Genomic DNA, 25,066 nt, shown 5'->3' on the forward strand with positions numbered 1-25,066 from the left:
CGATACGGGTGCGTTTATTTTTTATGTTATTGAAACTGGTGTTGGCGCTACGAGTGCTTGATTACAGGTAAGGTTTCACCCAACCCAGACCCGCCGTCGTTTCTCCACGAGGTTTATATTCACAACCGATCCAGCCTTGGTAGCCCACCTTATCCAACTGGGCGAATAGCCAAGGATAATTCAGCTCACCGTCATCGGGTTCATTACGGTCTGGCACCGAGGCGATCTGGATATGGGCATAGCGCCCGGCAAGCGTTGCAATCAGATTGCCGATATTGCCGTCCACCAGCTGCGCGTGGAAGAAGTCGAACTGAATAAATACGTTCGGGCGATCGATGGCGGCCACCAGCTCTGCCGCCTGATGCTGGCTGGAGAACAGGTAGTTGGGCTTGATCGGTGGGCTGAGCGCTTCGATCAACACCTTGATGCCGTGAGGGGCAAAGGCGTCGGCGGCGTAACGGATATTGCTGATAAAGGTTTCCCGATAGCGGGCAATATCTTCCCCTGGCGGCACTACGCCAGCCATCACGTGAACGCTAGGGCACTTGAGGGCGATGGCATATTCCAGAGCGCGATCGATATCCGCACGGGCATCCTGCTCGCGGCCTGGCAATGCCGCCAGCCCCCATTCGCCTGCGCCCACATCGCCCGGCGCGGTATTGAACAACACCTGCTGTAGACCATTTTGTTGCAGTTTATCCGCCAGTAGATCGGCAGGGTAATCATAAGGGAACAGGAACTCTACCGCTTTAAATCCGGCCGCCGCAGCGGCATCAAAACGATCCAGAAACGAGTGCTCGGTAAACATCATTGATAAATTGGCAGCAAATTTTGGCATGGTTCAGCTCCGTAACTCGGCAATTTCATCATCGGTTAAATAGCGAATTGGGCGGTTGCCGAGGGTGAAAATCAGCTTGGCCGCATCTTCCATTTCTTCGGTATTGTTCGCGGCTTCCCGCAGGCTCTCACCGGTGACCACGGGGCCGTGGTTCGCCAACAGGAAAGCCTTGTAGCTTGGGGCCAGCTTGCCCAGATCTTCCGCCAGCCGCAGATCGCCGGGGCGGTAGTAAGGCACCACCGGCACCTGGCCGACGCGCATCACCACATAAGGGGTGAACGGCTTGATGGCGTTTGCAGTATCCAGCCCTTGCAGACAGGAAAGCGCGGTCAGATAGGTGCAATGCAGGTGCACTACCGCCTTGCACGCCGGGTTGTTCTGGTACAGCGCGCGGTGAAAGCTGATCTCTTTCGAGGGCTTGTCGCCAGAAATCCATTCACCACTCAGGCTGACTTTCGACAGCTTGTCTGCCTGCAACTCCCCCAGGCAGGAGCCTGTTGGGGTGGCCAGCAGGGTACCGTCTGGCAACAACAGCGAAAGGTTGCCTGCTGAACCGGTAGCGTAGCCGCGCTGGAAGAACGAAGCCCCCAGGCGCACCATCTCTTCCCTTGCCAGCCGTTCAGTGTCAGCGGTCATCGTCATACTGAAAACTCCGTTTGTGCTCTGGCGAAAAAGTTTTCATCGCCGAAGTTGCCCGATTTCAGGGCCAGTGATACCGGTTGTTCGATTGCGCGTACCCAAGGCACGCCTGGAGAAATACAAGGGCCGATATGGAAGCCGCGGATCCCCAATGCCTGGGTGACCACGCCAGAGGTTTCACCACCGGCGACGATAAAGCGGCTGAAACCCTGTTGTTGCAGGCGTTTAACCACATCGGCAAACAGGGCTTCTACCGCCTGGCTGGCGGCTTCGGTGCCGTATTGCTGCTGGGTTCGTTGAAGTTGCTCCGGTTCGGCGGTGGCATACAGCAATGGGGCCAGTGGCTTTGCGGCCTGCTGTTCTACCCAGGAACTTAGCTCGGCTGCGTAGGCGCTGCGATCGCCTGCGGTGATACAGCGCGAAACATCAACACTCTGTGCCGGAGCCTGTTGGCGGTAGCGTGCTACCTGCTTGTTGGTCATGGTGGAGCAGGAGCCGGAAAGGACCACGGCTTTCTTCCCCTGTGGTGCTCCGGCAGATTGGGCTTTTTCCTGGCCCGGCTGCGCCCATTGGCGGGCAATGCCGATCGCCAGCCCTGAACCTCCGGTGACCAACTTCATGGTTTTCAGCGCTTCGCCCTGTGTCAGCAGATGCTGTTCGTTCAGGGTATCCAATACCACGTAGCGCACGCCAAGCTGTGCCAGTTGTTGCAGTTTTTCCTGCACTGCACCGGCGCCACGATCCATCTCTGCCGCGTTGACCAGCCCGCAACGCCCGCTGGCCTGAGCCTCCATCAGCCGCATCAGATTACTGTCGGTCATTGGCGTCACCGGATGGTTGCGCATACCGGACTCCGACAGCAACTGGTCCATCACGAACAGATAGCCTTGATAGACCGTGCGGCCATTTACCGGTAGCGCAGGGGAAATCACCGTTTGCTGTTCGCCAAGCGCATCGAGCAAGGCGTCAGTAACCGGCCCGATATTGCCCTGGGCTGTGCTATCGAAGGTAGAACAGTATTTAAAGTAGAACTGGCGGCAACCCTGGCGCTGTAGCCAGGCTAAAGCCTGCAACGACTGCTCGACCGCCTGGTCGACCGGGCAGGAGCGCGATTTCAGGCTGATCACCACCGCCTGCGAGTCGACAGGGGTATCATCCTGCGGTACGCCATTGAGCTGGACCGTAGGTAAACCGTTTTCCACCAGGAAGCTGGCGATATCGGTGGCACCGGTAAAGTCGTCTGCAATCACTCCGAGTAACATTATGAGTTCTCCTTATTCTTTGGCAGTTCGATCCCGGCGAAGATCTTGATCACCGCGCTGTCATCTTCCTTGCCGAAACCTGCGTTGCTGGCGGAGGTGAACATGTTGAACGCCGTGGAGGCCAATGGCAGCGGGAAGTGCAGCGCTTTGGCGGTATCGGCCACCAGCCCAAGATCCTTGACGAAGATATCTACCGCAGATTTTGGTGAGTAGTCGCCATCGACCACGTGGCGCATACGGTTCTCAAACATCCAGGAGTTACCCGCGGCGTTGGTGACCACATCGTACATCACGTCCAGCGGGATACCGGCGCGTGCGGCCAGCGCCATCGCCTCAGCACCGGCGGCAATGTGTACGCCTGCCAACAATTGATGGATGATCTTGACCGTTGCCCCCAGGCCGATCTCGTCGCCAATGCGGTACACTTTCCCGGCGACGGCATCCAGCACCGGTTGCAACTGGGCAAAGGTGCTCTCACTGCCCGAGGCCATCACGGTCATTTGGCCAGCCGCGGCCTTGGCTGCACCGCCGGAAACCGGGGCATCCAGCATCGGCAGGTTATACGCCAACAGTTTCTGTTCGATCTCCTTGGCATCCGCAGCAGCAATGGTGGATGACACCATCACCGGCGTATTGGGTTTCAACTGTGCCGCCAGGCCGTTATCCCCGAACAGGATCTGTTTTACCTGGTTGGCATTAACCACCAACAGCAGCACCGCATCCAGTTCGTTTGCAAAGTCTGCTGCGCTGGTGGCGGCCTGTTTGGCACCGGCTTGCTTTAGCGCCGCCAGTGCCTGAGGGTTGAGATCGACGCCATAGGTAGTCAGCCCGGCATTGATGCAGGACGTTGCCGCGCCCATGCCCATTGAACCTAAACCGACGATACAAACTGCGTAGTTTCCTGGTTGTGCCATGATGCACCTCTGTTAATTTTAGTGATTATTTGTTTTGATGTGTTAAATGTAAGCGTTATTGACGCGGATATCGGTGATCACCTTCACAATTATTAACAATGCAACAGACGGTCGAAAAAACGGTTACGCTTGCTAACATAATGCTTTTAAATGTTTTTTATGTTTATGACTGACTTCACAGCCTGAAAAGCTTTACTACCGTCGCACGAAAATTGACGTAAAATCACAATTATTATCATCGTAGTCACAGAGGGGGAACCGTGATACCTGTTGAACGCCACCAACAAATTTTGGCGCTGGTGTCCGAGCGCGGCGCAGTCAGCATAGCTGAACTGACCGAAAGGCTCGGGGTCTCACACATGACCATCCGGCGCGATCTGCAAAAACTGGAAGAGCAGGGCAGCGTACTGCCCGTTTCTGGCGGTGTGCAGTCGGCCGAACGAGTGGCGATTGAGCCTTCGCATCAGGATAAGGAAGGGATGTTCAGCCAGCAGAAAGCTGCCATTGGGCAACTGGCCGCGCGGCAGATCCCGGCCAACAGCTGCATCTACCTGGATGCAGGCACCACCACGTTGGCCCTGGCTCGTCAGCTCGGCGATCGTGACGATATCACCGTGGTGACCAACGATTTTGTTATTGCCGCCTATCTGCTGGAACATAGCCAGTGCAAGCTGATCCACACCGGCGGTACGGTATGCCGGGAAAACCGTTCCTGCGTGGGGGCCGCTGCGGCTCAGGCTTTACGTAATCTGTTTATCGATCTGGCGTTTATCTCTGCTTCTTCATGGAGTATGCGTGGTTTGTCTACCCCGAACGAGGATAAGGTGGTGGTGAAAAACGCCATCGTTGAGGCCAGCCGCCGTCGCATTTTGCTAAGTGATACGTCCAAATATGGCAAAGTGGCCACCTATCTGGCGCTGCCGATTTCGGTCTTTGAGGTGATCATCACTGACGATCACCTGCCGGAAGCGGCGCGTGAGGCGATTACGCAGGCAAATATTACGTTGCTTACTGCGATGCAGTGACTTTCAATCCCGCCAATCTGATAAACACCGGGGTGGTTATCGCTGCCCCAAGATCGTGGCTACAGACTCCACAGCAGATAATCCAGGCATTGAGCCGCAATAATTCCATCACGTCCAGGTGCCAGCCGGTGGCACCGTCAGCCCGCTACTACATAATATTTACCTATAAAAAGTTAATGAGTTATTTTTATGGATTCACCTTAATGCGGTGCTGATATACACCCTAATGAGTATGGTTAATACCAGGTTATATCGCTATGTAAAGTCAGTGTCATGCCAAGGCGGTTATCTGGCAGAGTGACAGGTTAAAACCATTGATTTAAATGATAAAGGTTATCAACGCTAGCCGAAAACATCGACTTTCCCAGTCCTGTAAGATCTTAGTGATGGTTAAATCTGCGATATTTTTACATTAAAACAGGCTCTGCAAGGTGTTTTGGTGAATTTTTTCGCTAAAAATAAATTTATGGCAACATAAAAATCTATCCTTATGAAATTTAACGAATCAATATATCAATAATCAGCGTGTTTCGATAATCTTTGTTTTGGTCATGAGAAAATTCTTATTCCAGGGAGAAGGAAAAATGCCACAGTTAATGACAATTACCCGCGGTCTATTTACTAGCGATAAAAACGTTCACGAAGGCTTTTTTTTAATTTTAATTAAATGATTTTATTAACGATTAATGCCTGGGCTGTCTGTTTTTATAGTGAAAGTCGTGAATATAATGAAATATAAGCTTAATGACCGTATTATCTTCGATGTCGATAGCGGAACGCTGAGTTTGAGCGATCTGTTTGACGATACTGTCACCATCTCCAACCCATCCAAGCGCTTGCTGCAGTTACTTATTGTCCACCAGGGCGATGCTGTGAGCCGTGAAGTGATCTTCAAAAAGGTGTGGGATGATTATGGGATGATTTCCAGTAACAATAATCTTAACCAGTGCGTGAGCAAGTTACGTAGAGTGATCAAGGCGCTGGGAATTGATGAGGAGGTGATCGTCACGGTTCCCAAGGTGGGTTTTATGCTGCACAGCGAAATCCAGATTGTGTCTTGTGAAGATGATAAGGATACGCCGATCCTTGGTGCCGAACCGCCGGTATCAGTCGCTAAAACCATACCCGTGGTGGTAGGCAAGGTGTTCTCCCGTGCTTCCTTGCGCTATGGTTGGGGGATGCTGGGCTTCGTGTGTGTGGTGTTGGCAGGCATAGCGTTCTATATTTTCAATCCAAGTATCCGGCAAGAGAGCTATCTGGGTAAATCGGGTAACTGCGCGGTATTTATGTCGTACTCCACGGTTAGGGCAGATCCGGCATTCAGCGATGATGTGCTGGCGCAGGTGGCAAGGCAAAAAATCCAATGCCAGCCGGATGAATACCTGTTGCTGATACGTGGAAATCAGGTGAAGTCGTATATTTCTGGCATCTCACGGCTATTTTTTCTCCGCTGCAAGATTTTGCGAGAGCATAAGATTGAACTTTGCTCTGGTCTGGAAAGCGAATCCTCCCTGTAATTGAATGATGCTGATTGGCTGGCGGGGTGAACGACCGACAGCCAGAACATCGTGGCCTGAGATTTAACCACTTTACTAACGTTATCTCCCCTCAAGTACGATCGTTACAGTGATTTATCCCCCTTATTATTCCGCTGGCTCACTATCCCGAAACAGTAATGCCCCTCACCCTAGCCCTCTCCCAAAAGGAGAGGGGACCGAACGTGCCACAACTTTATTACGGCACACTGTCTCAACCCTCTCTCTGCTCACTTCTGCACCTGTAGTACCGCCACCCTCGTACAAAAGGAGAGGGGGACCGAACGTGCCACCATTTTATTACGGCACACCGTCTCTGCAATAACCCTCTTTCCGCTCACCTCTGCACCTTGAACGCGGCACCGTACCGGCTCCTTCGTCCAAAAGAAGCAGGGACCGAACGTGCCACCATTTTATTACGGCACTCCGCCTCTGCATCAACCTTGTCGCCGCTCACCTTTGTACCTGAACACGGCACCGTACTAGCTCCCTCGCCCTTTGGGAGAGGGTTGGGGTGAGGGGAAATGGGTTGCCTTAACTGACAGGCAATAACTGTACAGGCTGATTTTTCACCAGAATGGACGCCGAATAACGGTAGTTATAACGTGATTAATGTTTGATCGAATTAATCTAGGATAATTCTGCTACTCGCCTAGCGTGGGTGGGATTTCCATCCTTAATTGAATGTTAAAAAGATTAAATGCAGGATTTAAATCTAAACATTTCACATTTACTAGTTAATGATTATCTTAAGATTTATTTGGGTTAAGATTTTTCTCGCCAAGTAGGACGAGAGGCATACTCACGTTGCATATCAATACTTGGCGTTATCCCGCTAGCAACTGGCAATACCGGAGTGAGTGGAGATGACAAAGATCGGTACATTTAACGGACAATAGAAATCTATAACTTAGGGAGTTTTACCATGAAAAAGATCACACTTGCTCTGGCAATCGTTTCAGCATTCGCAGTAGTGGGCACCGCTCAGGCAGCAGACGTTACCGCACAAGCCTTGGCTACCTGGTCAGCCACTGCCAAGAAAGATACCACCAGCAAGTTGGTTGTGACGCCAATCGGCAGCCTGTCTTTCCAATATGCTGAAGGCATCAAAGGCTTCAACAGCCAGAAAGGTCTGTTCGACGTGACTATCGAGGGCGAAGGAACCGCCACCGATTTTAAACTGACCTCCAAGTTGGTATCCAATACTCTGACTCAGCTTGACACCTCGGGTTCTACCCTGGAAGTCGGCGTTGACTACAACGGCGCTAACGTAGGCAAAACCGCTCAAACTACCATGATCGACGTTAAGGCCGGTGTTCTGGGTGGTAACCTGAGCGCACTGTCTGCAGCTTACGACAAAGCCGTTCGTACCAGCGCGCAAGACCAGTTCACTTTCACCATTATCGGCGCAACTGCTGATGGCACAACTGCGGTGACGGATTTCAGCACCCTGCCTGAAGGTATCTGGAGTGGTGACGTGAGCGTAGAGTTCAACGCTACCTGGACTACCGCATAATCTTTGCCCCAGAGTAATGCGTCCTAACAGGGGGGAAACCCCCTGTTTTTGTCAGCTAAAGAGTTTGGAATACCGCTATGAATCGTTTCTATTTTTCTATTCCCCTGTTGCTGTCTCTGTGCCACAGCGCTTTGGCGCTGGATGTCGGTGCGATCAGTTCCTTTATGCCCAGTAATAGCGCGACGCTAAGTAAAGAAATTAAAAATACGACGGATAGCGGCCGCCTGGTGAATATAAAAATAGAAAGGATTTCCGACCCGACGGAATCGGGCACCGTGATCCCGATGGCGACGAAAGACGAAATGCTGTTGTCACCCGCCAGCCTGATGATGCCAGCCAACGCCAGGGACGTGATCCGTTTTTATTATAAGGGGCCAGAAGATAATCAAGAACGCTATTACCGGATTGTCTGGTTTGATCAGGCATTAACCGATGCGGGGCAGAATACCGCCAAACGCAATGGCGTGGCCACCACCTCGGCGCGTATTGGCACCATTTTAGTGGTTACGCCACGTCAGGTTAATTTTAATCATCAGTTTGCCAATAACAAAATCGCCAATACCGGCAATGCCACCTTCAAAATGGTGGCCTACGGCCCCTGCAAGAATAAGAAAGAAGGCAGCAACTGCAAGGAAAACTATTTTGTCATGCCAGGTAAAGATCGTGGCCTGTCCAAAGTGGATATCAATGATAAGAAAAGCCACGTTGCGCTTTGGTATGGAGAGCAATTTATTCAAGTCAAATAACACTGAGTTGGGCTGCCACGGGATGTTGCAGTAAAGGGATGCATAATAGTTCAAGGAGTTAGACGTGAAACTAGCACTGGATAGTGCATTACTCAAGATATCAGTAGCGGTGGGGATGAGCGTTATCCCGGCCGTGATGATCCCTGGGCAGTCGGCTCTTGCCGCCGGGTTAACCCAAATTGATGGCGTGTTGATCCCCCAGACTTTCAGCATGGCATTGCGCGAGGGGATGAGCATCCCGTTATTGCTGCATTTTGAACAAAACAGCACCCTGAAAGACGATCAACGCATTGGGCGCGCATTGCTGGTACTTGATGATAACCATCTGAAAATCAGCGAAATCACCCTGGAAGATAACGAGGGTGGCGCACAGTTGACCGCCGCGATCACCAAGCAGCTCAATGCGCTCAATGATGCCAACTTTGACGATAAGCAACGCATCACGCTGTCGGATGATGCTTGGCTGGCGTTGGATTTCCGCCAGTTGAACCTGCAATTGGTGGTGAAGCAATCGGCCCTGGGGACGGTATTGCGTGAGCGCGCCAGCGATATTGGTGCGTCGAGTGTTGATGAGATAAGCAGCACGCTAGCCTATAACCTGGGTATTTACGACAATCGCACCAAAGCCAGTGAAGGTTTTACCTCCAGTTATTTATCGCTGAATAACGTCACCTCTCTGCGTGAGCATCATGTGGAAGTGAACGGTTCTGTCTATGGGATTGGCAGCAGCAACCAGGATTCGACGCTGTATAAGGTGATGTATGAGCGTGACTTCGCTGGCCGACGCTTTGCCGCAGGCATGCTCGACAGTTGGAACCTGCAATCGCTGGGCCCAGTGACCACCATCAATTCGAGCAAAATCTACGGCATGTCCTATGGCAGCCGTGCCAATTCGACGGTGTTTGATAATACCCAGTCATTAACGCCGATTGTCGCTTTCTTCCCCTCGGCGGGGGAGGTTCACCTGTCGCGTGATGGCCGCCTGCTCAGCGTACAGAATTTCTCCATGGGTAACCACGAAGTGGATACCGGCACGCTGCCTTTCGGTATTTACGATGTGCAGGTTGAGGTGATCGTCAATGGTCAGGTGATCAGCCGCCGTATGCAGCGGGTTAACAAACTCTATAGTCCGCTGCACGCCGCGGGTGCGCCGATGTTCTGGCAGTATTGGGGCGGTATGGTGCGTATGGATGAGTGGCATGGCGACAACGATCGCTTCGCTGAGGCTAAAGATAGCTACCTGCTGGGGGCTTCAGCCTCTGGCAACCTGTCTCGCTTTAACTGGGCGCTGTCCGGCTATTCTCTGGACAGCACTTCGGTGGCGGAAGGCCGTTTAAGCATACCGATCATCGATGCGGTGCAGGTTAGCACGCAGAGCATGGTAGCCACGGACCGATCCTGGACGCTGATCAACACCGTGAGCGCCACGCTGCCCGGCGGTTTCAGTACGCTGTGGGCCAACGAAGAAAAAACGGTGATCGGCGATAAACTGCGCCAAAACGATGCCCATAACCGGGCGATCGGCGGCTCGCTGAACTTGGGGGCGATGGTGCCTCACCTCGGCACGCTCAGCGTCAGTTATAACGACGACAAGAAAAATAGCAGCCATTACTACAACGTAGATTACTACCAGAATCTGTTCACCGGCCGTTACGGCACGCTGGGCATACGTGCCGGGGTACAGCGATACAATAATGGCCATTCCGGCGGCAATACCGGTAAGTACATTGCGCTCGATTTCTCCTTGCCACTGGGCAACTGGTTCAGCGCCGGGGTTTCTAACCAGAACGGCTACACCACGGCCAATATTGCGGCGCGTAAAGAGATTGCCGATGGGCCGATCCGTACCGTGGGGGCCAATCTGTCGCGCGCCATCTCCGGGGACACCAACGGTGATAACAGCTTTAACGGCGGTGCCTACGCCCGTTTTGACACCAAGTATTCTACCGGCACCGTCAACGTTAGCAGCTCCGCAGACGGCTACGTGAATACCAGCCTGACCGCTAACGGCAGCGTCGGTTGGCAGGGGCGTCATATCGCGGCAAGTGGACGCAATGAAGGTAACTCAGGGATCATTATCAATACCGGCCTGGAAAATGAAGGCATGCTGACCGCGCGCGTGGATGGCCGCGTCGTCAAGCTGACCGGCGACAAGAACTATCTGCCCCTGTCCCCTTATGGTCAGTATGTGGTGGAGTTGATGAACAACAAAAACTCGGCGGAAAGCTTCGATATCGTCACCAATCGTAAGAACAGCCTGACGCTGTACCCGGGCAACGTGGCGGTCATCGAACCGCAAATCAAACAGATGGTCACGGTATTTGGCCGTATCAAGGCCGAGGATGGCACGCTGCTGGCCAACGCCAATATCAACAACCATATCGGGCGTACCCGTACGGATGAAAAAGGGGAGTTCGTGATGGATGTGGATAAGAAATTCCCGGTAATCGATTTTACCTACCGTCACAATCAAAGCTGTGAAGTGGCACTGGATCTGAGCAAGGCACAGGGGGCGGTCTGGGTAGGCGACGTGGTTTGCCGCGGCTTGAAGTCCTACGCCAAAGTGGGCCAACCAGGAGATATGAACAATGAAGGCTAATAGCATACGTTTGGCGCTGTTGATCGGCGGCCTGCTGAGCATCGCCCCGGCGCAGGCGGTGAACCCGACCAATCTGGGAGATGCCGCCACGATGAAGTTTGTCTTTGTTGAGAACAATGCGGACGATAACTTCTTTGTGACCCCGGCAGGGGGACTCGATCCGCGGCTGACCGGTGCCAATAAATGGACCGGCCTGAAATATGGGGGTTCCGGCACCGTTTACCAGCAGAGCCTGGGTTACGTCGATAATGGCTATAATTATGGGCTGACGGCTAACAACCGCTTTGATATGTGGCTGGAAAATGCGCCAATTAAAAACCCGTTCCTTGGCCTGCGCTGCATCAACTGGTATGCCGGCTGTGACATGGATACCAGCCTGATCTTGCCAGAAACCACCGATGAGAAAGGGTTTTACGGTGCGGTCGTCACCTCTGGTGGGGCAAAATGGATGCACGGCATGATGTCACCGAGTTTTTATCAGTACCTGAAACAGATGGGAGCGGGCACTTCGTTCAGCATGCAGATCAACGGTTGTCAGACCAACGTTGTCTACAATGCCAGCAACGGCGAACGTTGCCAGGATCAGGCCCGTGGCACCTGGTATCGACGTAACGTCACCCATAGCAAAGCAGCACACCTGCGCTTCATCAATACCAATGCGGTATCGGAAGTGTTCGTCAACAGCGATGGGATACCGATCATCGGTGAAGGTAATGCGGACTGCCGCAACCAAACCGTCGGTGCCCGCAGCGGTATCATGTGCAAGATGGTCAGCTACGACCTGCAAACGGATGGCAGCGTCAGCAACACCTCGATCCATATTTTTCCGTCGATCAACCATGCCGCACTGTCATCGGCGGTTAATGCGGCCGATCTGCAATTCAGTTTGAATGGCAACAGTTGGAAAAATACCTCGGGTACCGGCAGCTACTATACGTTTAACGAGTTGAAGAGCAGCAATGCCGTTTACGTGTTTTTTGCCAGTAACTTCTTCAAACAGATGGTCAAGCTGGGGATCACCGACGGCGGTACGCACGATCTGATTAACTTCCGTTTCCAGAACACCACCTCGCCGGAATCGGGTTGGTATGAGTTCTCGACTTCTAACCAACTGATCATCAAGCCTCGTGATTTCAGTATCAGCATTATTTCCGAGGATTTCGATAACAGCCCGCACCGGGAAGGCTATGTTGGCCCCTCAGAGCCACCGTTGGAATTTGGCTATATTGTGACTACCAGCGCCAAGACCAATGCCGATCAGGTCAGGGTGATGGCGACCGGCCCAACGCAGTCACTGGGAGGGATCAACTACTGTATTTTCTCCTCGCCGGACAATGCCACGAAGGTTCCATTCCCGGCCCAGCTTAGTATTACTACCAGCACGGGGACGGAGCAGGTGTTTGATGCCGGTTGTGACAGCCAGTGGCACGATATGACCAACGCCCTGTGGAGCAGCACACCATGGAACGATATTTCCGGTGACGTGGGGGTGATGAACAAGACCAAGGTCAAGTTCAGGATCCCGATGAACGCACCGATCTCGCTGAAAACGGTGGAAGGTAACGCCTGGTATGGTGATGTGCATGCCGCCGGTGAAATCCACGTTGAGGCAACCTGGCGCAATATCAATTAAGGGGATGATGTGAAAACTCTGCTGCTATGGCTAATCTTCCTGCCCTTTACCGCCGGGGCGATCAACGTGGGCACCATGACGTTTGCGATGGATCAGGATCAGTCCTTTGTCGCCAAACGGGTGTTGAACAATAACGCCAGCGCCCGGTTTTATCAGGTTTCCATTCGTGCCATCGATCGGCCAGGGGAGCAAGAGGTGCGAACCCGACCGGCAGAGGGTGAATTGCTGTTTGCCCCCAAGCAACTGACGCTGCGGGCAGGGCAGGGGGAATATTACAAGTTCTACTACCATGGGCCGAAGGATAATAAAGAGCGTTATTATCGTGTCTCATTTCGCGAGGTACCGACTAACCTGCTGACCACCGGGCAGAGCAACAAGGCCGGTGCCAATCTGGAGCCGATCGTGGTAATGGATACCATTCTGGTGGTCAGACCGCGTGTCACCCTGTTTGACTACCAGCTTGACAAGCAGCGCGGTACGCTCAAAAACACCGGTAATACCTTTTTTAAGTTTCTGCTGAAACCCGGTTGTGATAGCACTGATGAAGAGGGGATCACCGAGTATTTACGCCCAGGGGATACGCTGTCGCATCCGGGTATCAAACTGCAAGGTCAGAAATTTATTATTTATAACGATAAGTTTATCAACGTGGATAAAAGTTGTATTTAATTAGCCAGATTGGATTTTATTGACCATTCGGCAAGGAACGCGGGTTTCAGGTGGTTTTTATAAACTAAAAAATAAAATATTTTCAATTGGATAATTAATTATGTATGCCTTCTATAACGAGACGTCTATTCTCTTTGAGCCCCATCCTTTGGTAAAGATCGGCCTGCAGGCGTTGATTGACCCGAAAAATAAAAAAATCAGCCATCTAAGTCGACTGAAAGATATTGTCTCATCACTCAATGATAATGAACAGCAAACGGTTATTATGGAGCTCTACCATCATACCGAAGAAATTTATCAGGTAGTGCGATTCGTGTTGAGCTTCGGTACGCTTTGGCCAAAGGCGTCTTTGGTGGTTTTCACCGATATCATCAACCCGGATATTTTGTCGCTGCTTGCAACGCAAAAACACCTCTCATTAGTGGCCAAGCGCGATAGTGTGAATTATTTACTGGCAGCCATTTCGGCGGCTCATCCCACCGCCAGTTATCGTAGCCCAGCGATGCGGCAACTGTTGTTGCAGGAACTGCGGCCATTATCAGGTTGTGAATGGCGTATCCTGGGATTGATGGTTGCCGGAGCCAATGCACAGCATGCCGCTCAGGTTATCGGGCGCAGCTATAAGACCGTCTGCACCCATAAGCTGAATATTATGCGCAAGTTGGGGCTGAATCAGGTTGGCTTTATGCAGCTGCTGTTGGCGTTCAGAACCCGCTACTGGGATGAAACTGCCATTTCGGGCATACATCCTGCTCCACCTCACTGAGAGAGAAGAGCTCTTTCTCAGGTAATGCCAGTTGCGTTAGTTCAAACAATTCCACTGTCAATCTACCTGGCTTAAATCAGTGCAAATCACTTTTATTCTGGTTTTATTCTTCATTCCAGGATTTATAATATAACACTGGTAAGCGAACCGTTCGCTGTTTTACATTACAAGTGACTATAAAACGACCAGCCTGGTGTTATTAATAGCGTGATAATATTATCATTTCCGGTGTTAAGTTGAGAATTTACTGGTTATATTAAAGAATTTCTCATGAAAGATCCGAAAGTAAAACATTTTAGCTGAATTTTATTGTCTTAATAAATGCTATAAATTAAGGTCCTTCTGCCTTTAAGAACGGCGTATTCATGTTTTTAATTAATTATTCTAGAAGGATCTATATAGATGAATAAAAGCAAAATTGGGCTTTTGATGCTCGGTACTCTGGTGTTCTCAGCGAATGCTTTTGCTGGTATCAGCAGCCAAGAGCAAAATATGCGTAATGAAGTTACCAAGTGCGTCAGTGATATCCAGTCATATGGCAATGATCCTCGGGAAAAATCGCCTCTCTGGGTTATTTACGGCACACGCGGTGGTGCACATAAGTATTGCGGTTCCGTTGCCGCTAAAACCAGAACTGCAATCACGCCAGGGTACAACCAGCAAGAGGCTTGGGAAGCAGAGTGGCAGGATCTCTTTGCAGAATATAGCGCCATTCCCAAGGCAGATGCCAACAAACCAAATACTCAGAAATTACTCAAAAAGCTGCGTGATCTTGGCGCAACAAACAAATTAGATGGGCGCCATGCTCAGTCTAAACTCTATGTTTATCGTGCCATGATGAGTGAGTTGGATAAATTGGATGCGATCCTGCCTTCCGTCGAAGGTAAGTAAACTGTTTTAATTCAATAATAATGTACCGGCATGTTTAATGATGACTACCGGTGCATTTTTATAAATTCTATTATTCCCACCAGAACAATATGAATAAAAGTTTATTCGCTTTTCCTATTCTATTCATGGCAGCCTGTTTTGCCCATGCAGGTGAGTATTTTTACATCTCCCAAGGGGACCGGGATATCGGTCATATTGAATTGGACATGGCGGAGGACGGTTTTCCGTGTTTTGATAGAAAAAAGCTTATAGAATGGGAAATCCTCTCACCAGAAAACATGAGTGAGGTACCAGAAACCGGCTGTATCAAAGTTAAAGACCTTTATCCATTAAATATTACCGTTACCTTAATTGATAAGGTGAATTTTCTTTTTTTTACATTCTTAGAGTCAACGGAGGTCAAGGCCGATCCTCGCCTGGCTATCGAGTATCGAGATGAGGGTATTCCAGCTATCCTGATAAACTATGATGTTAACTATAAAAAATATCAGGGAGAACGTTATATCAGAAGAAAAAGAAAAGATAACTTAGTCGTTGAGTTAGAGTCTGGCATCAACTACCAACATTGGCGATTAAGATCACGGCAATTTCATGATAATGAGGGTATGCCACAGAAACGGATAAGGTTTTCCGATCTTTACGCTGAAAGAGACATCCCCGCGATAAACTCTCGTCTGTATTTTGGTGAGGGCTACAATAATACTTTCTATCTGGATCCCTTCCCTAATCGTGGGATAAAATTGTCATCTGACGATAATATGTTTCCTTCGTCACAGAGGCCAGTGTTGCCTTGGGTATATGGTGTGGCCACCAGTGATGCTGAAGTTGAGATCCGGCAGAACGGCAAACCGGTTTACCGCACGATGGTTCAAGCTGGGGATTTCGTGCTGAGAAATATCAAACTGTTTGACAAATCGGGTTCTATTACCATGACGGTGAGAGAAAGCGACGGTAGCATCGCTTATTATGATGTACCTTGGAGTCGACTGGACAATATCCTGGATAAGAACATGTGGAAATATGATGTCTCATTCGGCAAGTTTATGAGTAGTGAGAGAATGGAAGAGTCTAATCCCATTTTCTTTCAGGGAGGCGCTGGATATGGTCTCACTGCACAAAGCTCTTTATTTGGCGGAGCGCTGATATCGCCCAATTACTACAGCCACTCATTAGGTATTGGTCAAAGACTCAATCAATTCGGTGATGTCACCTTTAATCACCAGTACAGCAGTATAACATCGGCAGAGCAGGGCAAGGTAAACGGTGAGAAGTTGCGTTTACAGTATGTGGCTAATTTCAACAAGGCGAATGCCAGCATCAGGTTAAATGGCGAGTATTATCTACAGCCTCACTTTAATGATTTCAATAGTTATGCCTATAATGCTAAAACAGATTATTATTGCTGTGATTACTATAAAAAAGAATATGGTTTTGATTTTTCGATAAGTGCGTTGATTGGTACTTCACAGAGCTTGTCGTTCAATATTAACCAGGAAAAATACAAAGAAGATCAAGGCAAGCGGACGTTCTACTCGCTGAGGTTTATGCAAAACACCGTCAACGTTTCCTATGATCTTGACCTGTCATACTATCAATACCCTACGCAAAAAAATGAAATGCTGTTTGGTATTACCTTCAGGGTACCCTTAAAGAGAATGGGGATTGATAACACCAGTCTGAATCTGGGATACAGCTATAACCCCTATGATCACTATCAAACTGAGCTTGGCGTTAGCGGTAGGCATTTAAATAACAACCTTAACTACCGGGTGATTAGCCGCAAGGGCAAACAGAGCAAGGCAAGTTATCAGGCGAGTGCCAATTACCGCTACGCCGCCGGTGAATCTGCGATCAGATACCAGTCTGGAACAAACTATGCGCTTTACTCGGCGAACAGCTCAGGTTCATTGGTTGCCCACCAGGCGGGGATTACCTTAGGGCCAACGTTAGGTGACACTAACGCACTGGTTTATAGCAAAAAGCATCCCAATGCGACGATCCCTGAGCAGGTTGATGTGGTTACCGACAGCCGCGGTTATGCCATTATCCCCAATCTCATTCCCTATCAGGTCAACGTGGTCAATGATGAGATAGGCCAGGAGAGGGAGTTTGGTGAGCCAGCCAATGAAGTCGTTAAAGTGCCGACATTAGGGGCCTTATCCTATTATGAGTTGCTTAATTAAATCGCTGTGCCGAAGAGGTACAGGACGCCGACATGCCGTAAGCCCCCTTCCCTGGGGACAGGCCGTCGGTACTTTAGTTAAAGTACCGACACGGAGAAACGAAAGCAGGCTCCAGCATGCGGCTGATCCACTAGCGTAATGTCACTGTCGTGTAACTGCAGAATGCGTTTGACAATCATCAGCCCCAAACCCCCCGCATGGCGGCGGGCATGGTTGAGAATTGACGGGCGGATAAACAGATCCGGGCGCAGCTCCAAGGGAATGCCAGGTCCGCTGTCATTGATCTGAACCATCACCTTATTACCCTGCGGCCACAGGCGCACTTCGATCTCTCCACCGCTTGGCGTATGGCGGATCGCGTTATCCAGCAGGTTAGTCAGCACCCGCTCCATCATGCTCAGATCGGCAAACACCTGGGGAATGCCCGGCTGAATATCGGCAAGCAGGCGCTGCTGGCGAGCCTCGGCGGCCAATTCGAACTTCTGGAATACGTCCTGCACCAACTCACTGAGAGAGAAAGGTTCTTTCTGAGGTTTCACCACGCCGTATTCCAGCCTGGCCAGCTCAAATAGCTCTTGCGCCAACCGCCCGACTTTGCGGCTCTGCGCCAGGGCGATCTCCAGATAGCGTTGACGGTCGGTGGGGGTCAGGCTGGCGGATTTCACCGACAGCGTTTCCAGATAACCATGCAGCGAGGTCAATGGAGTACGCAGATCGTGAGAGATATTGGCGATAAACTCGCGCCGTTGTTGGTCCTGTTGTGACAGGGCTTGCCACTGCTCGGTAATGCGCTGTGCCATACGGCGGAATGCCTGCTGCAACTGGCTGACCTCATCACGGCTATGACTCTCCGCAGGGGCATTGGCATAGGTTTGCAGTGCTGAGATGCCGTCGCCATCCAGCGCACTAACCTGCTGGGTCAGACGGCGGATCGGGCGTGTCACCCAGTGGAAGGCAAAGCCCCCAGCCAGCAGGCCGAACAGCGCCACCAGCCCCATCGACCACAGCGCGGTATAAATGGCAGAGTTGATCTGGGCGCTATTGGCCAGCGCATCATAATCTTCCCCCAGCAGCACTACGTAGAGATAGCCTTCAATCTCGCCATTTACCCGCAGCGGCGCGGCGCTGAAGACTTTTTGGTTATCAAGATTGCGCGGGTCGTCACCATAGAGGGGCATTTCGGCCCCGTTCAACAATGTCTGTATCGGTAACAGATCGACCTTTTGGCGTTTCATGTGCCCGGCAGGCGCCGCGTTGCCGACGATATTGCCTTGTTTATCCAGCAGATAAACCTCAACGCTCGGATTAACCGCCATCAGTTTATCGAACAGGGTATGCACCGACCGATCGTTCCAGCCCTGCGAACTCAACAGGGGGTTGCTGGTGGCGATATGTTGCGCCAGATTGGTGGAAAGCTGTTGGATCACCGCCTGGCTATATTGCGTGCTGCTGCGCACCTGTAACCAACCGGAGATCGAACAACAGATGAGCAGCAGCAGGGCGAAAACCAGAGTCAGGCGTTGTGTCAGCGTGAGATTTTTCATCTTTTACCCTTGCGGCGAAGCCGCGAATTTATAGCCCATGCCCCACACGGTCAGGATGTGCTCGGGTTCTGCCGGGTTGCGCTCAATCTTGATCCGTAGCCGGTTAATATGGGTGTTCACCGTGTGTTCATACCCTTCATGTTGATAGCCCCAGACCTGATTGAGCAGGCTGAGGCGGGAAAACACTTTGCCGGGATGACGGGCGAAAAAATACAGCAGGTCGAACTCGCGCGGTGTCAGTTCCACCGTTTGCTGGTTCAGAAACACTTCGCGGGCGATGGGATCGATCACCAGCCCGTTCACGCTTAACGTTCCCGCCTCCATCCGGAGATTACGGGTCATCGCCTCTTGGCGGCGGAACAGGGCTTTTACGCGGGCGACCAGCTCCAGCATGGAAAAGGGTTTAGCCAAATAGTCGTCTGCACCCAGTTCCAACCCCAGTACCCGGTGGACTTCACTAGAGCGGGCGCTGGTGATAATGATGGGGGTATAGCGTGTCATATTGCGAGCGCGGCGGCAGATTTCCAGGCCATCGATACCCGGCAGCATCAGATCGAGGATCAGCGCGTCCCAACCCCCTTGTTCCAGCATTGCCATACCCTGATTGCCATCGGCCGCATGGCTGATGTCATAGCCTTCATCGCTCAGATGCAGTTGCAACAGTTCGGCGATATGTCCGTCGTCTTCGACGATCAAAATTCGTTTTGCCTTTTCCATTTTCTCTACCGCGGTTAACTGGCCTACCTGAAGTCTACACAACCCCCACCTTGGAAGTGATCACATTTTATTTAACTTTGCGTGAGGTCTTGGGGAACAAATCCGTTGAATACTGCAGACATTGAACCGATACGGGGCAGGAGAGAAGCGATGATCACGGCGAAACAGACCCTTATCCACCCGCTGTGGCTAAGGCTGACACATTGGCTGAACGCACTTGCCATGCTGATTATGGTCACCAGCGGTTGGCGCATTTATAACGCTTCCCCGTTGTTTAACTTTAGTTTTATCAACGAGCTGACGCTAGGTGGTTGGCTGGGGGGCGCGCTGCAATGGCATTTTGCCGGTATGTGGCTGTTTGGCATCAACGGCCTGTGCTATCTGCTGATCAACCTGTTCAGTGGCCGCTTTAAACGCCAATTCTGGCCGCTCAGCCCCAAGCAGTTTGTGGCCGATCTCTGGGCCGCACTGTGCGGCAAGTTGTCACACGCCGATCTGCGCCACTACAACATGGTGCAGCGTGTGGCTTATCTGGTGGCTATCGTGGTCAGCATCCTGATGGTGCTTTCTGGGCTGGTGTTGTGGAAGTCTGTGCAGTTTCCTCTGCTACGTACCTTGCTTGGGGGCTACGACGCGGCGCGCTATATCCACTTTTTTGCCATGACGGCGCTGGTTGGCTTCGTGGTGATCCATCTGGTGATGGTGGCCCTGGTGCCACGTACGTTGCTGGCCATGTTGCGTGGACGCTAAGGAGACACCGATGAAAACGGAAAAAGAACCTCTCAGCCTGAGCGAAGGCCAGGATATCGTTAAAGAAGCGCAACGTCTGTTAGCGCGCCAGTTGGTATCGTCGTCGCGCCGCCGTTTTCTGCGCAATGGCTTGACCCTGGGGGGAATGGCGATGCTGACTGGCTGCGATCTCAGTGATAATGCTCAGGTAGATCAGGCCTTGAGCCGCATCTCACGCTTCAACGATCGGGTTCAGGGCTGGCTGTTCAATGCCAACCATCTGGCACCAGAGTATGCCGAATCGATGATCACTCGGCCATTCCCGTTTAATGCCTTCTATAGCGAGGATCAGGCGCCGGATATCAACGGTGACGATTATCGTCTGGAAGTGGCGGGGCTGGTACTGCACAAGCAACCCTGGACGTTGGCACAGTTGCACCAGATGACGCAAATCAGCCAGATCACCAGGCACATCTGTGTCGAAGGCTGGAGCGCCATCGGCAAATGGGGTGGGGTGCCGTTTGCCACCTTCCTGAAGGCGATTGGCGCAGATCTTAACGCCCGCTATATCGGCTTTAAATGTGCCGATGACTATTACACCAGCATCGATATGGCCACGGCGTTACATCCGCAAACGCTGATGGCGCTGACCTACGACGGGCAGATTTTGCCGCGTAAATACGGCTATCCGATGAAACTGCGGATGCCCACCAAGCTGGGTTACAAGAATCCCAAACATATTCAAGTGATCGAAGTCACCAACCACTTTCCCGGTGGTTACTGGGAAGACCAAGGCTACAACTGGTTTGGCGGTAGTTGATTGCCGCCGGTGCAGTTTCATGGCACGACGCGTGCCGATTAACCAAGAAAAGGAAATACCATGAAAAAGTTATTTGCCATGATGATGTGTAGCGCACTGATGCTGGGTATCACCGGAGCCAATGCGGCCGATAGCATGGGCAAGGATGCGATGAAAAAGGACGGTATGAGCCAGATGTCTCACGATGGGATGGCTAAACAGGGCATGAAAAAAGAGTGCATGGGTAAAGACTGCGTGAAGAAGGACTCAATGGCCAAAGATGATATGAAGAAGGATCACATGGCCAAAGACAGCATGAAGAAAGATTCCATGGCTAAAGAGGGTATGAAGAAAGACGCTATGAGTCAGTAGAGGCATAATCCCTCCGGCGGCTTTTGCTGCCGGTTATCACCAAGCTAGTGAGAGGATTTTATGATGAAAACTGTAATTTTGGCTTTGGTGCTGGCAGCAGCCAGCAGCGGTGTCATGGCGGCCATGCCGGTAACAAGCAGTGCTGCACAAGGGCTGCAAAAAATCGGAGAGGTTTCCAGCCAGACGACAACGTTGAGCAGCTTTGAACAGGCGATCGCCGCCGATGCGCAACGGCAGGGGGCAAGTGCCTATCGCATTACCTCGGTTACCGTTAATAACCACGTTTACGGCACTGCGGATTTGTATAAATAATCGGGAGAGGGCATGGTGGTATATCGACGAGGGGCGACGTTCAATCGATGAACTCGCCCCTTTACTATACTCGCCTGAGTCAGCCGTTGGTGACGAAAATAGTGCTCATATTACGCAGACGCAATTTCTTCAATGCACTGTATTTCTGTGAAAAAATGGTTTTCGGATGGGTGCCTCGCTTGGCCGCAATGTTCAGCAGACTATCGCCGCGCAACAGGTTGAAGATCACATCGCTTTCTGCTGGGCTGAGCTCGCGGGTTTTCTGCACCTTTAATTGCCCAGACTCTTCACTCGCCAACAGGTTTTCCACTTTTTCTTCTAGTAAATAAAGCGGCATACGTGCCGATACCAGTTCCACCGAGATCCCCAGGATCGCCAACAGTTTGGCCACCCGTTCATCATCATAAAACACCAGAATACGCGTTGAGCTCATGTGTTGCTGATGCACAGACACCAGGCTTTCGATCACGTTGACGCTTTGTTCCAGATTTTGCGAGGTGAAAATCAGCGCAATATCATGCTTGATAATTTTCTCCGCCTTCGCACCACCGTGCATAAAGTCCGAAAACAGCTTGATATCGTACTTGCCATAATGCTTTTTCAACAGCATTGAAAGCCCGACATAGCTGTACTTACACTCACTAATCACCAGGACATTGTTTTTAGACATATTGGGGATACCCATAATGAGTTAAAAGTATTCAGCAGCAAGCAGCTGATTTAAATCTTTGATGCTGGATTCCTGCCACAACTTCCCCTGTAGTGCATAATAAGGCATTTCGTCCAACCATTTTTTTTGTTCATGCGTTTCAACTCCTTCGATAATCACCCGGTAATGATTCAGGTGAAAAAAACGCAGCAAGGCGCGCATCAACCCTTCACCGCCGGGCTTTTTCATAAAGTCCCACAGCAGTTGTCGATCGAGTTTTACGAAGCGGAAACGGCTGTTATACAAGGCGGAAAACCCGGCATAGCCGGAACCAAAATCGTCGAGCCAAAATGAATAATTATTCAAAGAAGGATCGTTATGGACACGGTTTTTTACCAGTCTGCTGGCGTTCTCGTTGATTTCGAAATGCAGGTAATTCATCGCGCGGATTTTATCGGCCAACGCACCGTTTGCCAGCGCCTGCAGCGAATGGTCGTCGACATTGATGGTGGCAATGATCTGGTGTTGTTGAAACCAGTCTCGGTATTTTTCTATCAATTCAATTTGTTGATGCAGGATCTCAACGCGGGTTTCCCGGTCGGCCTGCTGAAAGAATTGTTCTGGAGAGAAATGCGCAAATTCGCTATCAAAAGAGAAGCGTGATAAACATTCAACGGCCAGCAGTTGCCCCGATTTGGCAAACATAGGCTGAAAAACATAATTAATGCCGTTATTTTTATCGTTAAAATCGCTGCGCATTCCTCAATCCTTTGATTGAAATTTATCTGTATGATTTTAAACAATAAACAAAGAAAAAAATGGCTGTTTATTGGTAATAATCTTATTAAAGAAAGAATCATCTTACCTGGTGGTAAATTCCCCTAAAAGATTGAAATTTCAGAGGGAACAGGCTTGCGCTCAAGATGGCTGAAAGCGCATTAACAGAGTTATATTCTGGTTTTACGGCGTTTTATCGAATTTTTTGACCGCTAAACTTGACTAATTAAGATTATTACGAACCGGGTAAATCGTCAACATCGATCGATAGGTATTTGTTGATGGTTTTTTCCTATCATGAGGGGCGTTATGAATGTTTTAAACGATTTATCAATGAGAATGTTCTTGGACTATATTTCGCCGGGCAATGGATTCATCGGGCTTCATTCCTGACAGGGAGTAGCATCGTTGAATGTACTTAACGGATGTATTAATTCACCGAGAGTCGAAAATATGAAAATCTCTAAGCTGTCCGCTGTATTAGCACTGACTGTATGCGCCACCGCCATTCCTTCTCTTTCAGCACAGGCTGCCGATGGTACTATTACTTTCAACGGTAAAGTGACCGACCAGACCTGTACTATCAGCACCCCAGGTGGTAAAGATTTTACCGTTACTCTGCCAACCGTATCTTCTTCTACCCTGAATGCGGTTAGCGCCACCGCGGGCCGTACTCCATTCGCAATTAACCTGACCAAATGTTCTAAAGGCCAGGTAGCAACCTATTTCGAACCAGGTTCAACCGTTGATTTCAAAACGGGTCGTTTGAATAACCAAACCAAAACCAATGCCGCAACCAACGTGCAAATCCAGCTGCTGGGTAGCAACAACCAGTTCCTGCCAATTCTGGCTGCCACCAACAACGGCGCACAGACCAACTCCCAGTGGGTTACCGTTGCCAATGAAGGTGATTCAGCAGACCTGAACTACTATGCGGAATATTTCGCAACTGCCGCTGCGGGCGCCGGTGATGTAACCTCAAACGTACAATACACCATCATCTACCAATAAGTTATTACCCGTCCATTTTATAGTTAAATGTTGTTTCCTCCCTGTGAGCATTCGGGGCGAATAGTTTCGCCCTGATAGCCTCTAATTACAGGGGGTGAAAGCATCGGGTATTTATTCTGGCGGGTGGAAACTTTTCCCCCGCTGTATTTCTATAGTAGTGATATTAAAATGAAAACATCGTTTAAGAAATACAGCGTATTGCTGATGGCTGTGCTTTTCAGCAGCAGCGCTTTTGCCAGCGTTATTGTTAACGGCACTCGCGTTATTTATCCGGCCAAACAGCGGGAAGTGACCGTCCAATTGTCCAATAATGGGACCTCGCCGGCGTTGATCCAGGCCTGGATCGATGAGGGCAACGCGGAAACGACGCCAGAAAACAGCAAGGCTCCCTTTATTATTTCGCCTCCCATCAGCCGTATTGAGCCTAACGGCGGCCAGGCGCTGCGTGTTTCGCTGACGACTTCGGCATTGACGCAAGACAAAGAATCTCTGTTCTGGTTGAACGTGCTGGAAATTCCCCCTGCACCGACCGGAACGGCCGCCGACACTACGCCAGAAAACTTCCTGCAGGTGGCCTTCAGAACCCGTGTGAAATTGTTCTATCGGCCGGAAGGTCTGAGCGGCGTAGCCAATGACGCGCCAGAAAAACTGCAGTGGAGCTTCGTGGCGGGCGGTGTGAAAGTGAAAAATCCCACGCCGTTTTATGTTTCTTTCACCGAAATCAATGCCGTTGCCAATCGCAAGAAAGTCGCGCTGGCACCGCATGGCGACATGCTGGCCCCAGGCCAGGAAAAAACGCTGGCCTTTTCCGGTGACAGTTCACGCATCGCTGATATTGAGTACACCACCATCAATGACTTTGGTGGCCGGGTTCAACGCAGCAAAAATCAGCAAAAGTAACTCCTGGAAAGCCCCATGCCGCGAGGTGAAGTCAGCCGGT

The 25,066-nt window shown here is 50.8% G+C and carries 24 protein-coding genes; 16 read left to right on the top strand and 8 right to left on the bottom strand.

Annotated elements, in window-relative coordinates:
- Positions 1-61: 61 nt before the first annotated feature.
- From KGP21_RS10060 to ltnD, 4 genes are read right to left on the bottom strand one after another with little or no spacing between them, the layout of a single operon-like run.
- On the bottom strand, positions 62-838 hold the full coding sequence (locus KGP21_RS10060) for an HPr family phosphocarrier protein (protein ID WP_223538038.1): 777 nt from the start codon (positions 836-838) through the stop codon (positions 62-64).
- Between the two features lie 3 nt (positions 839-841).
- Complete coding sequence (gene otnC / locus KGP21_RS10065; protein ID WP_037375203.1) at positions 842-1,474, bottom strand: 3-oxo-tetronate 4-phosphate decarboxylase; 633 nt, start codon at positions 1,472-1,474, stop codon at positions 842-844.
- Between the two features lie 2 nt (positions 1,475-1,476).
- Positions 1,477-2,739, bottom strand: a complete 1,263-nt coding sequence (gene otnK, locus KGP21_RS10070) for a 3-oxo-tetronate kinase (RefSeq protein ID WP_305801881.1) — start codon at positions 2,737-2,739, stop codon at positions 1,477-1,479.
- Complete coding sequence (gene ltnD / locus KGP21_RS10075) at positions 2,739-3,653, bottom strand: L-threonate dehydrogenase (protein WP_021805111.1); 915 nt, start codon at positions 3,651-3,653, stop codon at positions 2,739-2,741. Before ltnD ends, otnK begins: the two co-directional genes overlap by 1 nt.
- A gap of 260 nt (positions 3,654-3,913) precedes the next feature.
- On the opposite strand from ltnD, the gene ygbI reads away from it, so the two are divergent.
- The 10 genes from ygbI to KGP21_RS10125 all read left to right on the top strand — a co-directional run bounded on the left by ygbI (position 3,914) and on the right by KGP21_RS10125 (position 17,216).
- Positions 3,914-4,678, top strand: coding sequence for a DNA-binding transcriptional repressor YgbI (gene ygbI, locus KGP21_RS10080; protein ID WP_021805110.1), 765 nt, complete (start codon positions 3,914-3,916; stop codon positions 4,676-4,678).
- A 728-nt stretch (positions 4,679-5,406) separates the two neighbouring features.
- On the top strand, positions 5,407-6,195 hold the full coding sequence (locus tag KGP21_RS10085) for a winged helix-turn-helix domain-containing protein (RefSeq protein WP_037375075.1): 789 nt from the start codon (positions 5,407-5,409) through the stop codon (positions 6,193-6,195).
- A 943-nt stretch (positions 6,196-7,138) separates the two neighbouring features.
- On the top strand, positions 7,139-7,729 hold the full coding sequence (locus tag KGP21_RS10090; protein ID WP_021805109.1) for a common pilus major fimbrillin subunit EcpA: 591 nt from the start codon (positions 7,139-7,141) through the stop codon (positions 7,727-7,729).
- 77 nt (positions 7,730-7,806) lie between these two features.
- A complete protein-coding gene (locus KGP21_RS10095; protein ID WP_021805108.1) occupies positions 7,807-8,475 on the top strand; it encodes a hypothetical protein in 669 nt (222 codons plus the stop codon).
- A 115-nt stretch (positions 8,476-8,590) separates the two neighbouring features.
- Positions 8,591-11,074, top strand: coding sequence for a fimbrial biogenesis outer membrane usher protein (locus tag KGP21_RS10100; RefSeq protein ID WP_223538515.1), 2,484 nt, complete (start codon positions 8,591-8,593; stop codon positions 11,072-11,074).
- Complete coding sequence (locus KGP21_RS10105; protein ID WP_223538040.1) at positions 11,064-12,707, top strand: hypothetical protein; 1,644 nt, start codon at positions 11,064-11,066, stop codon at positions 12,705-12,707. Before KGP21_RS10100 ends, KGP21_RS10105 begins: the two co-directional genes overlap by 11 nt.
- Before the next feature lie 9 nt (positions 12,708-12,716).
- Entirely contained in the window at positions 12,717-13,376 is a 660-nt protein-coding gene (locus KGP21_RS10110; RefSeq protein WP_021805105.1) for a fimbria/pilus periplasmic chaperone, read from the top strand.
- A 100-nt stretch (positions 13,377-13,476) separates the two neighbouring features.
- Positions 13,477-14,142: a LuxR C-terminal-related transcriptional regulator gene (locus KGP21_RS10115; RefSeq protein WP_021805104.1), complete on the top strand. Its 666-nt coding sequence runs from the start codon at positions 13,477-13,479 to the stop codon at positions 14,140-14,142.
- A gap of 402 nt (positions 14,143-14,544) precedes the next feature.
- Positions 14,545-15,033 carry a hypothetical protein gene (locus KGP21_RS10120; protein WP_021805103.1) on the top strand — a complete coding sequence of 163 codons (489 nt, stop codon included), beginning with the start codon at positions 14,545-14,547 and terminating at the stop codon, positions 15,031-15,033.
- Between the two features lie 89 nt (positions 15,034-15,122).
- Complete coding sequence (locus KGP21_RS10125; protein WP_223538042.1) at positions 15,123-17,216, top strand: fimbria/pilus outer membrane usher protein; 2,094 nt, start codon at positions 15,123-15,125, stop codon at positions 17,214-17,216.
- Positions 17,217-17,293: 77 nt separating this feature from the next.
- On the opposite strand, the gene KGP21_RS10130 is transcribed toward KGP21_RS10125, so the two are convergent.
- Both KGP21_RS10130 and KGP21_RS10135 read right to left on the bottom strand, forming a co-directional pair.
- A complete protein-coding gene (locus KGP21_RS10130) occupies positions 17,294-18,760 on the bottom strand; it encodes a HAMP domain-containing sensor histidine kinase (protein ID WP_223538044.1) in 1,467 nt (488 codons plus the stop codon).
- 3 nt (positions 18,761-18,763) lie between these two features.
- Complete coding sequence (locus KGP21_RS10135) at positions 18,764-19,477, bottom strand: response regulator transcription factor (RefSeq protein ID WP_037375074.1); 714 nt, start codon at positions 19,475-19,477, stop codon at positions 18,764-18,766.
- A gap of 150 nt (positions 19,478-19,627) precedes the next feature.
- On the opposite strand from KGP21_RS10135, the gene KGP21_RS10140 reads away from it, so the two are divergent.
- The 4 genes from KGP21_RS10140 to KGP21_RS10155 all read left to right on the top strand — a co-directional run bounded on the left by KGP21_RS10140 (position 19,628) and on the right by KGP21_RS10155 (position 21,689).
- A complete protein-coding gene (locus KGP21_RS10140) occupies positions 19,628-20,227 on the top strand; it encodes a cytochrome b/b6 domain-containing protein (RefSeq protein WP_021805100.1) in 600 nt (199 codons plus the stop codon).
- Positions 20,228-20,237: 10 nt separating this feature from the next.
- A complete protein-coding gene (locus tag KGP21_RS10145) occupies positions 20,238-21,026 on the top strand; it encodes a molybdopterin-dependent oxidoreductase (protein ID WP_021805099.1) in 789 nt (262 codons plus the stop codon).
- Positions 21,027-21,086: 60 nt separating this feature from the next.
- Positions 21,087-21,377, top strand: coding sequence for a pentapeptide MXKDX repeat protein (locus tag KGP21_RS10150; protein ID WP_021805098.1), 291 nt, complete (start codon positions 21,087-21,089; stop codon positions 21,375-21,377).
- 63 nt (positions 21,378-21,440) lie between these two features.
- Positions 21,441-21,689 (top strand): YdgH/BhsA/McbA-like domain containing protein, encoded by a 249-nt coding sequence (locus KGP21_RS10155; protein ID WP_024527542.1) that lies wholly within the window; start codon positions 21,441-21,443, stop codon positions 21,687-21,689.
- 79 nt (positions 21,690-21,768) lie between these two features.
- Here the strand turns inward: KGP21_RS10155 and KGP21_RS10160 are convergent, their stop codons facing one another.
- Together KGP21_RS10160 and KGP21_RS10165 are read right to left on the bottom strand one after the other, a co-directional pair.
- Positions 21,769-22,359, bottom strand: coding sequence for a LuxR family transcriptional regulator (locus tag KGP21_RS10160; RefSeq protein ID WP_024527543.1), 591 nt, complete (start codon positions 22,357-22,359; stop codon positions 21,769-21,771).
- A gap of 21 nt (positions 22,360-22,380) precedes the next feature.
- Complete coding sequence (locus KGP21_RS10165; protein WP_021805096.1) at positions 22,381-23,097, bottom strand: EAL domain-containing protein; 717 nt, start codon at positions 23,095-23,097, stop codon at positions 22,381-22,383.
- A 471-nt stretch (positions 23,098-23,568) separates the two neighbouring features.
- Between KGP21_RS10165 and KGP21_RS10170 the strand changes: the two genes are divergently transcribed.
- Together KGP21_RS10170 and KGP21_RS10175 are read left to right on the top strand one after the other, a co-directional pair.
- Complete coding sequence (locus tag KGP21_RS10170) at positions 23,569-24,126, top strand: fimbrial protein (RefSeq protein ID WP_021180549.1); 558 nt, start codon at positions 23,569-23,571, stop codon at positions 24,124-24,126.
- 168 nt (positions 24,127-24,294) lie between these two features.
- Positions 24,295-25,026 carry a molecular chaperone gene (locus KGP21_RS10175; RefSeq protein ID WP_021180550.1) on the top strand — a complete coding sequence of 244 codons (732 nt, stop codon included), beginning with the start codon at positions 24,295-24,297 and terminating at the stop codon, positions 25,024-25,026.
- The last annotated feature ends 40 nt before the right edge of the window (positions 25,027-25,066 follow it).

Origin of the sequence: Serratia sp. JSRIV004 (genome assembly GCF_019968705.1) — a bacterium.
Taxonomy (GTDB): domain Bacteria; phylum Pseudomonadota; class Gammaproteobacteria; order Enterobacterales; family Enterobacteriaceae; genus Chania; species Chania fonticola_B.

Bases quoted from the DNA above. Each gene is read 5' to 3' on its own strand.
- ltnD (WP_021805111.1), bottom strand. From the start codon at position 3,653: ATGGCACAACCAGGAAACTACGCAGTTTGTATCGTCGGTTTAGGTTCA.
- KGP21_RS10095 (WP_021805108.1), top strand. From the start codon at position 7,807: ATGAATCGTTTCTATTTTTCTATTCCCCTGTTGCTGTCTCTGTGCCAC.
- KGP21_RS10170 (WP_021180549.1), top strand. From the start codon at position 23,569: ATGAAAATCTCTAAGCTGTCCGCTGTATTAGCACTGACTGTATGCGCC.
- KGP21_RS10085 (WP_037375075.1), top strand. From the start codon at position 5,407: ATGAAATATAAGCTTAATGACCGTATTATCTTCGATGTCGATAGCGGA.
- KGP21_RS10140 (WP_021805100.1), top strand. From the start codon at position 19,628: ATGATCACGGCGAAACAGACCCTTATCCACCCGCTGTGGCTAAGGCTG.
- KGP21_RS10175 (WP_021180550.1), top strand. From the start codon at position 24,295: ATGAAAACATCGTTTAAGAAATACAGCGTATTGCTGATGGCTGTGCTT.
- KGP21_RS10130 (WP_223538044.1), bottom strand. From the start codon at position 18,760: ATGAAAAATCTCACGCTGACACAACGCCTGACTCTGGTTTTCGCCCTG.
- otnK (WP_305801881.1), bottom strand. From the start codon at position 2,739: ATGTTACTCGGAGTGATTGCAGACGACTTTACCGGTGCCACCGATATC.
- KGP21_RS10115 (WP_021805104.1), top strand. From the start codon at position 13,477: ATGTATGCCTTCTATAACGAGACGTCTATTCTCTTTGAGCCCCATCCT.
- KGP21_RS10155 (WP_024527542.1), top strand. From the start codon at position 21,441: ATGAAAACTGTAATTTTGGCTTTGGTGCTGGCAGCAGCCAGCAGCGGT.
- KGP21_RS10165 (WP_021805096.1), bottom strand. From the start codon at position 23,097: ATGCGCAGCGATTTTAACGATAAAAATAACGGCATTAATTATGTTTTT.
- KGP21_RS10145 (WP_021805099.1), top strand. From the start codon at position 20,238: ATGAAAACGGAAAAAGAACCTCTCAGCCTGAGCGAAGGCCAGGATATC.
- KGP21_RS10060 (WP_223538038.1), bottom strand. From the start codon at position 838: ATGCCAAAATTTGCTGCCAATTTATCAATGATGTTTACCGAGCACTCG.
- KGP21_RS10150 (WP_021805098.1), top strand. From the start codon at position 21,087: ATGAAAAAGTTATTTGCCATGATGATGTGTAGCGCACTGATGCTGGGT.
- KGP21_RS10105 (WP_223538040.1), top strand. From the start codon at position 11,064: ATGAAGGCTAATAGCATACGTTTGGCGCTGTTGATCGGCGGCCTGCTG.
- otnC (WP_037375203.1), bottom strand. From the start codon at position 1,474: ATGACCGCTGACACTGAACGGCTGGCAAGGGAAGAGATGGTGCGCCTG.
- KGP21_RS10100 (WP_223538515.1), top strand. From the start codon at position 8,591: ATGAGCGTTATCCCGGCCGTGATGATCCCTGGGCAGTCGGCTCTTGCC.
- KGP21_RS10160 (WP_024527543.1), bottom strand. From the start codon at position 22,359: ATGTCTAAAAACAATGTCCTGGTGATTAGTGAGTGTAAGTACAGCTAT.
- KGP21_RS10135 (WP_037375074.1), bottom strand. From the start codon at position 19,477: ATGGAAAAGGCAAAACGAATTTTGATCGTCGAAGACGACGGACATATC.
- KGP21_RS10090 (WP_021805109.1), top strand. From the start codon at position 7,139: ATGAAAAAGATCACACTTGCTCTGGCAATCGTTTCAGCATTCGCAGTA.
- KGP21_RS10120 (WP_021805103.1), top strand. From the start codon at position 14,545: ATGAATAAAAGCAAAATTGGGCTTTTGATGCTCGGTACTCTGGTGTTC.
- KGP21_RS10125 (WP_223538042.1), top strand. From the start codon at position 15,123: ATGAATAAAAGTTTATTCGCTTTTCCTATTCTATTCATGGCAGCCTGT.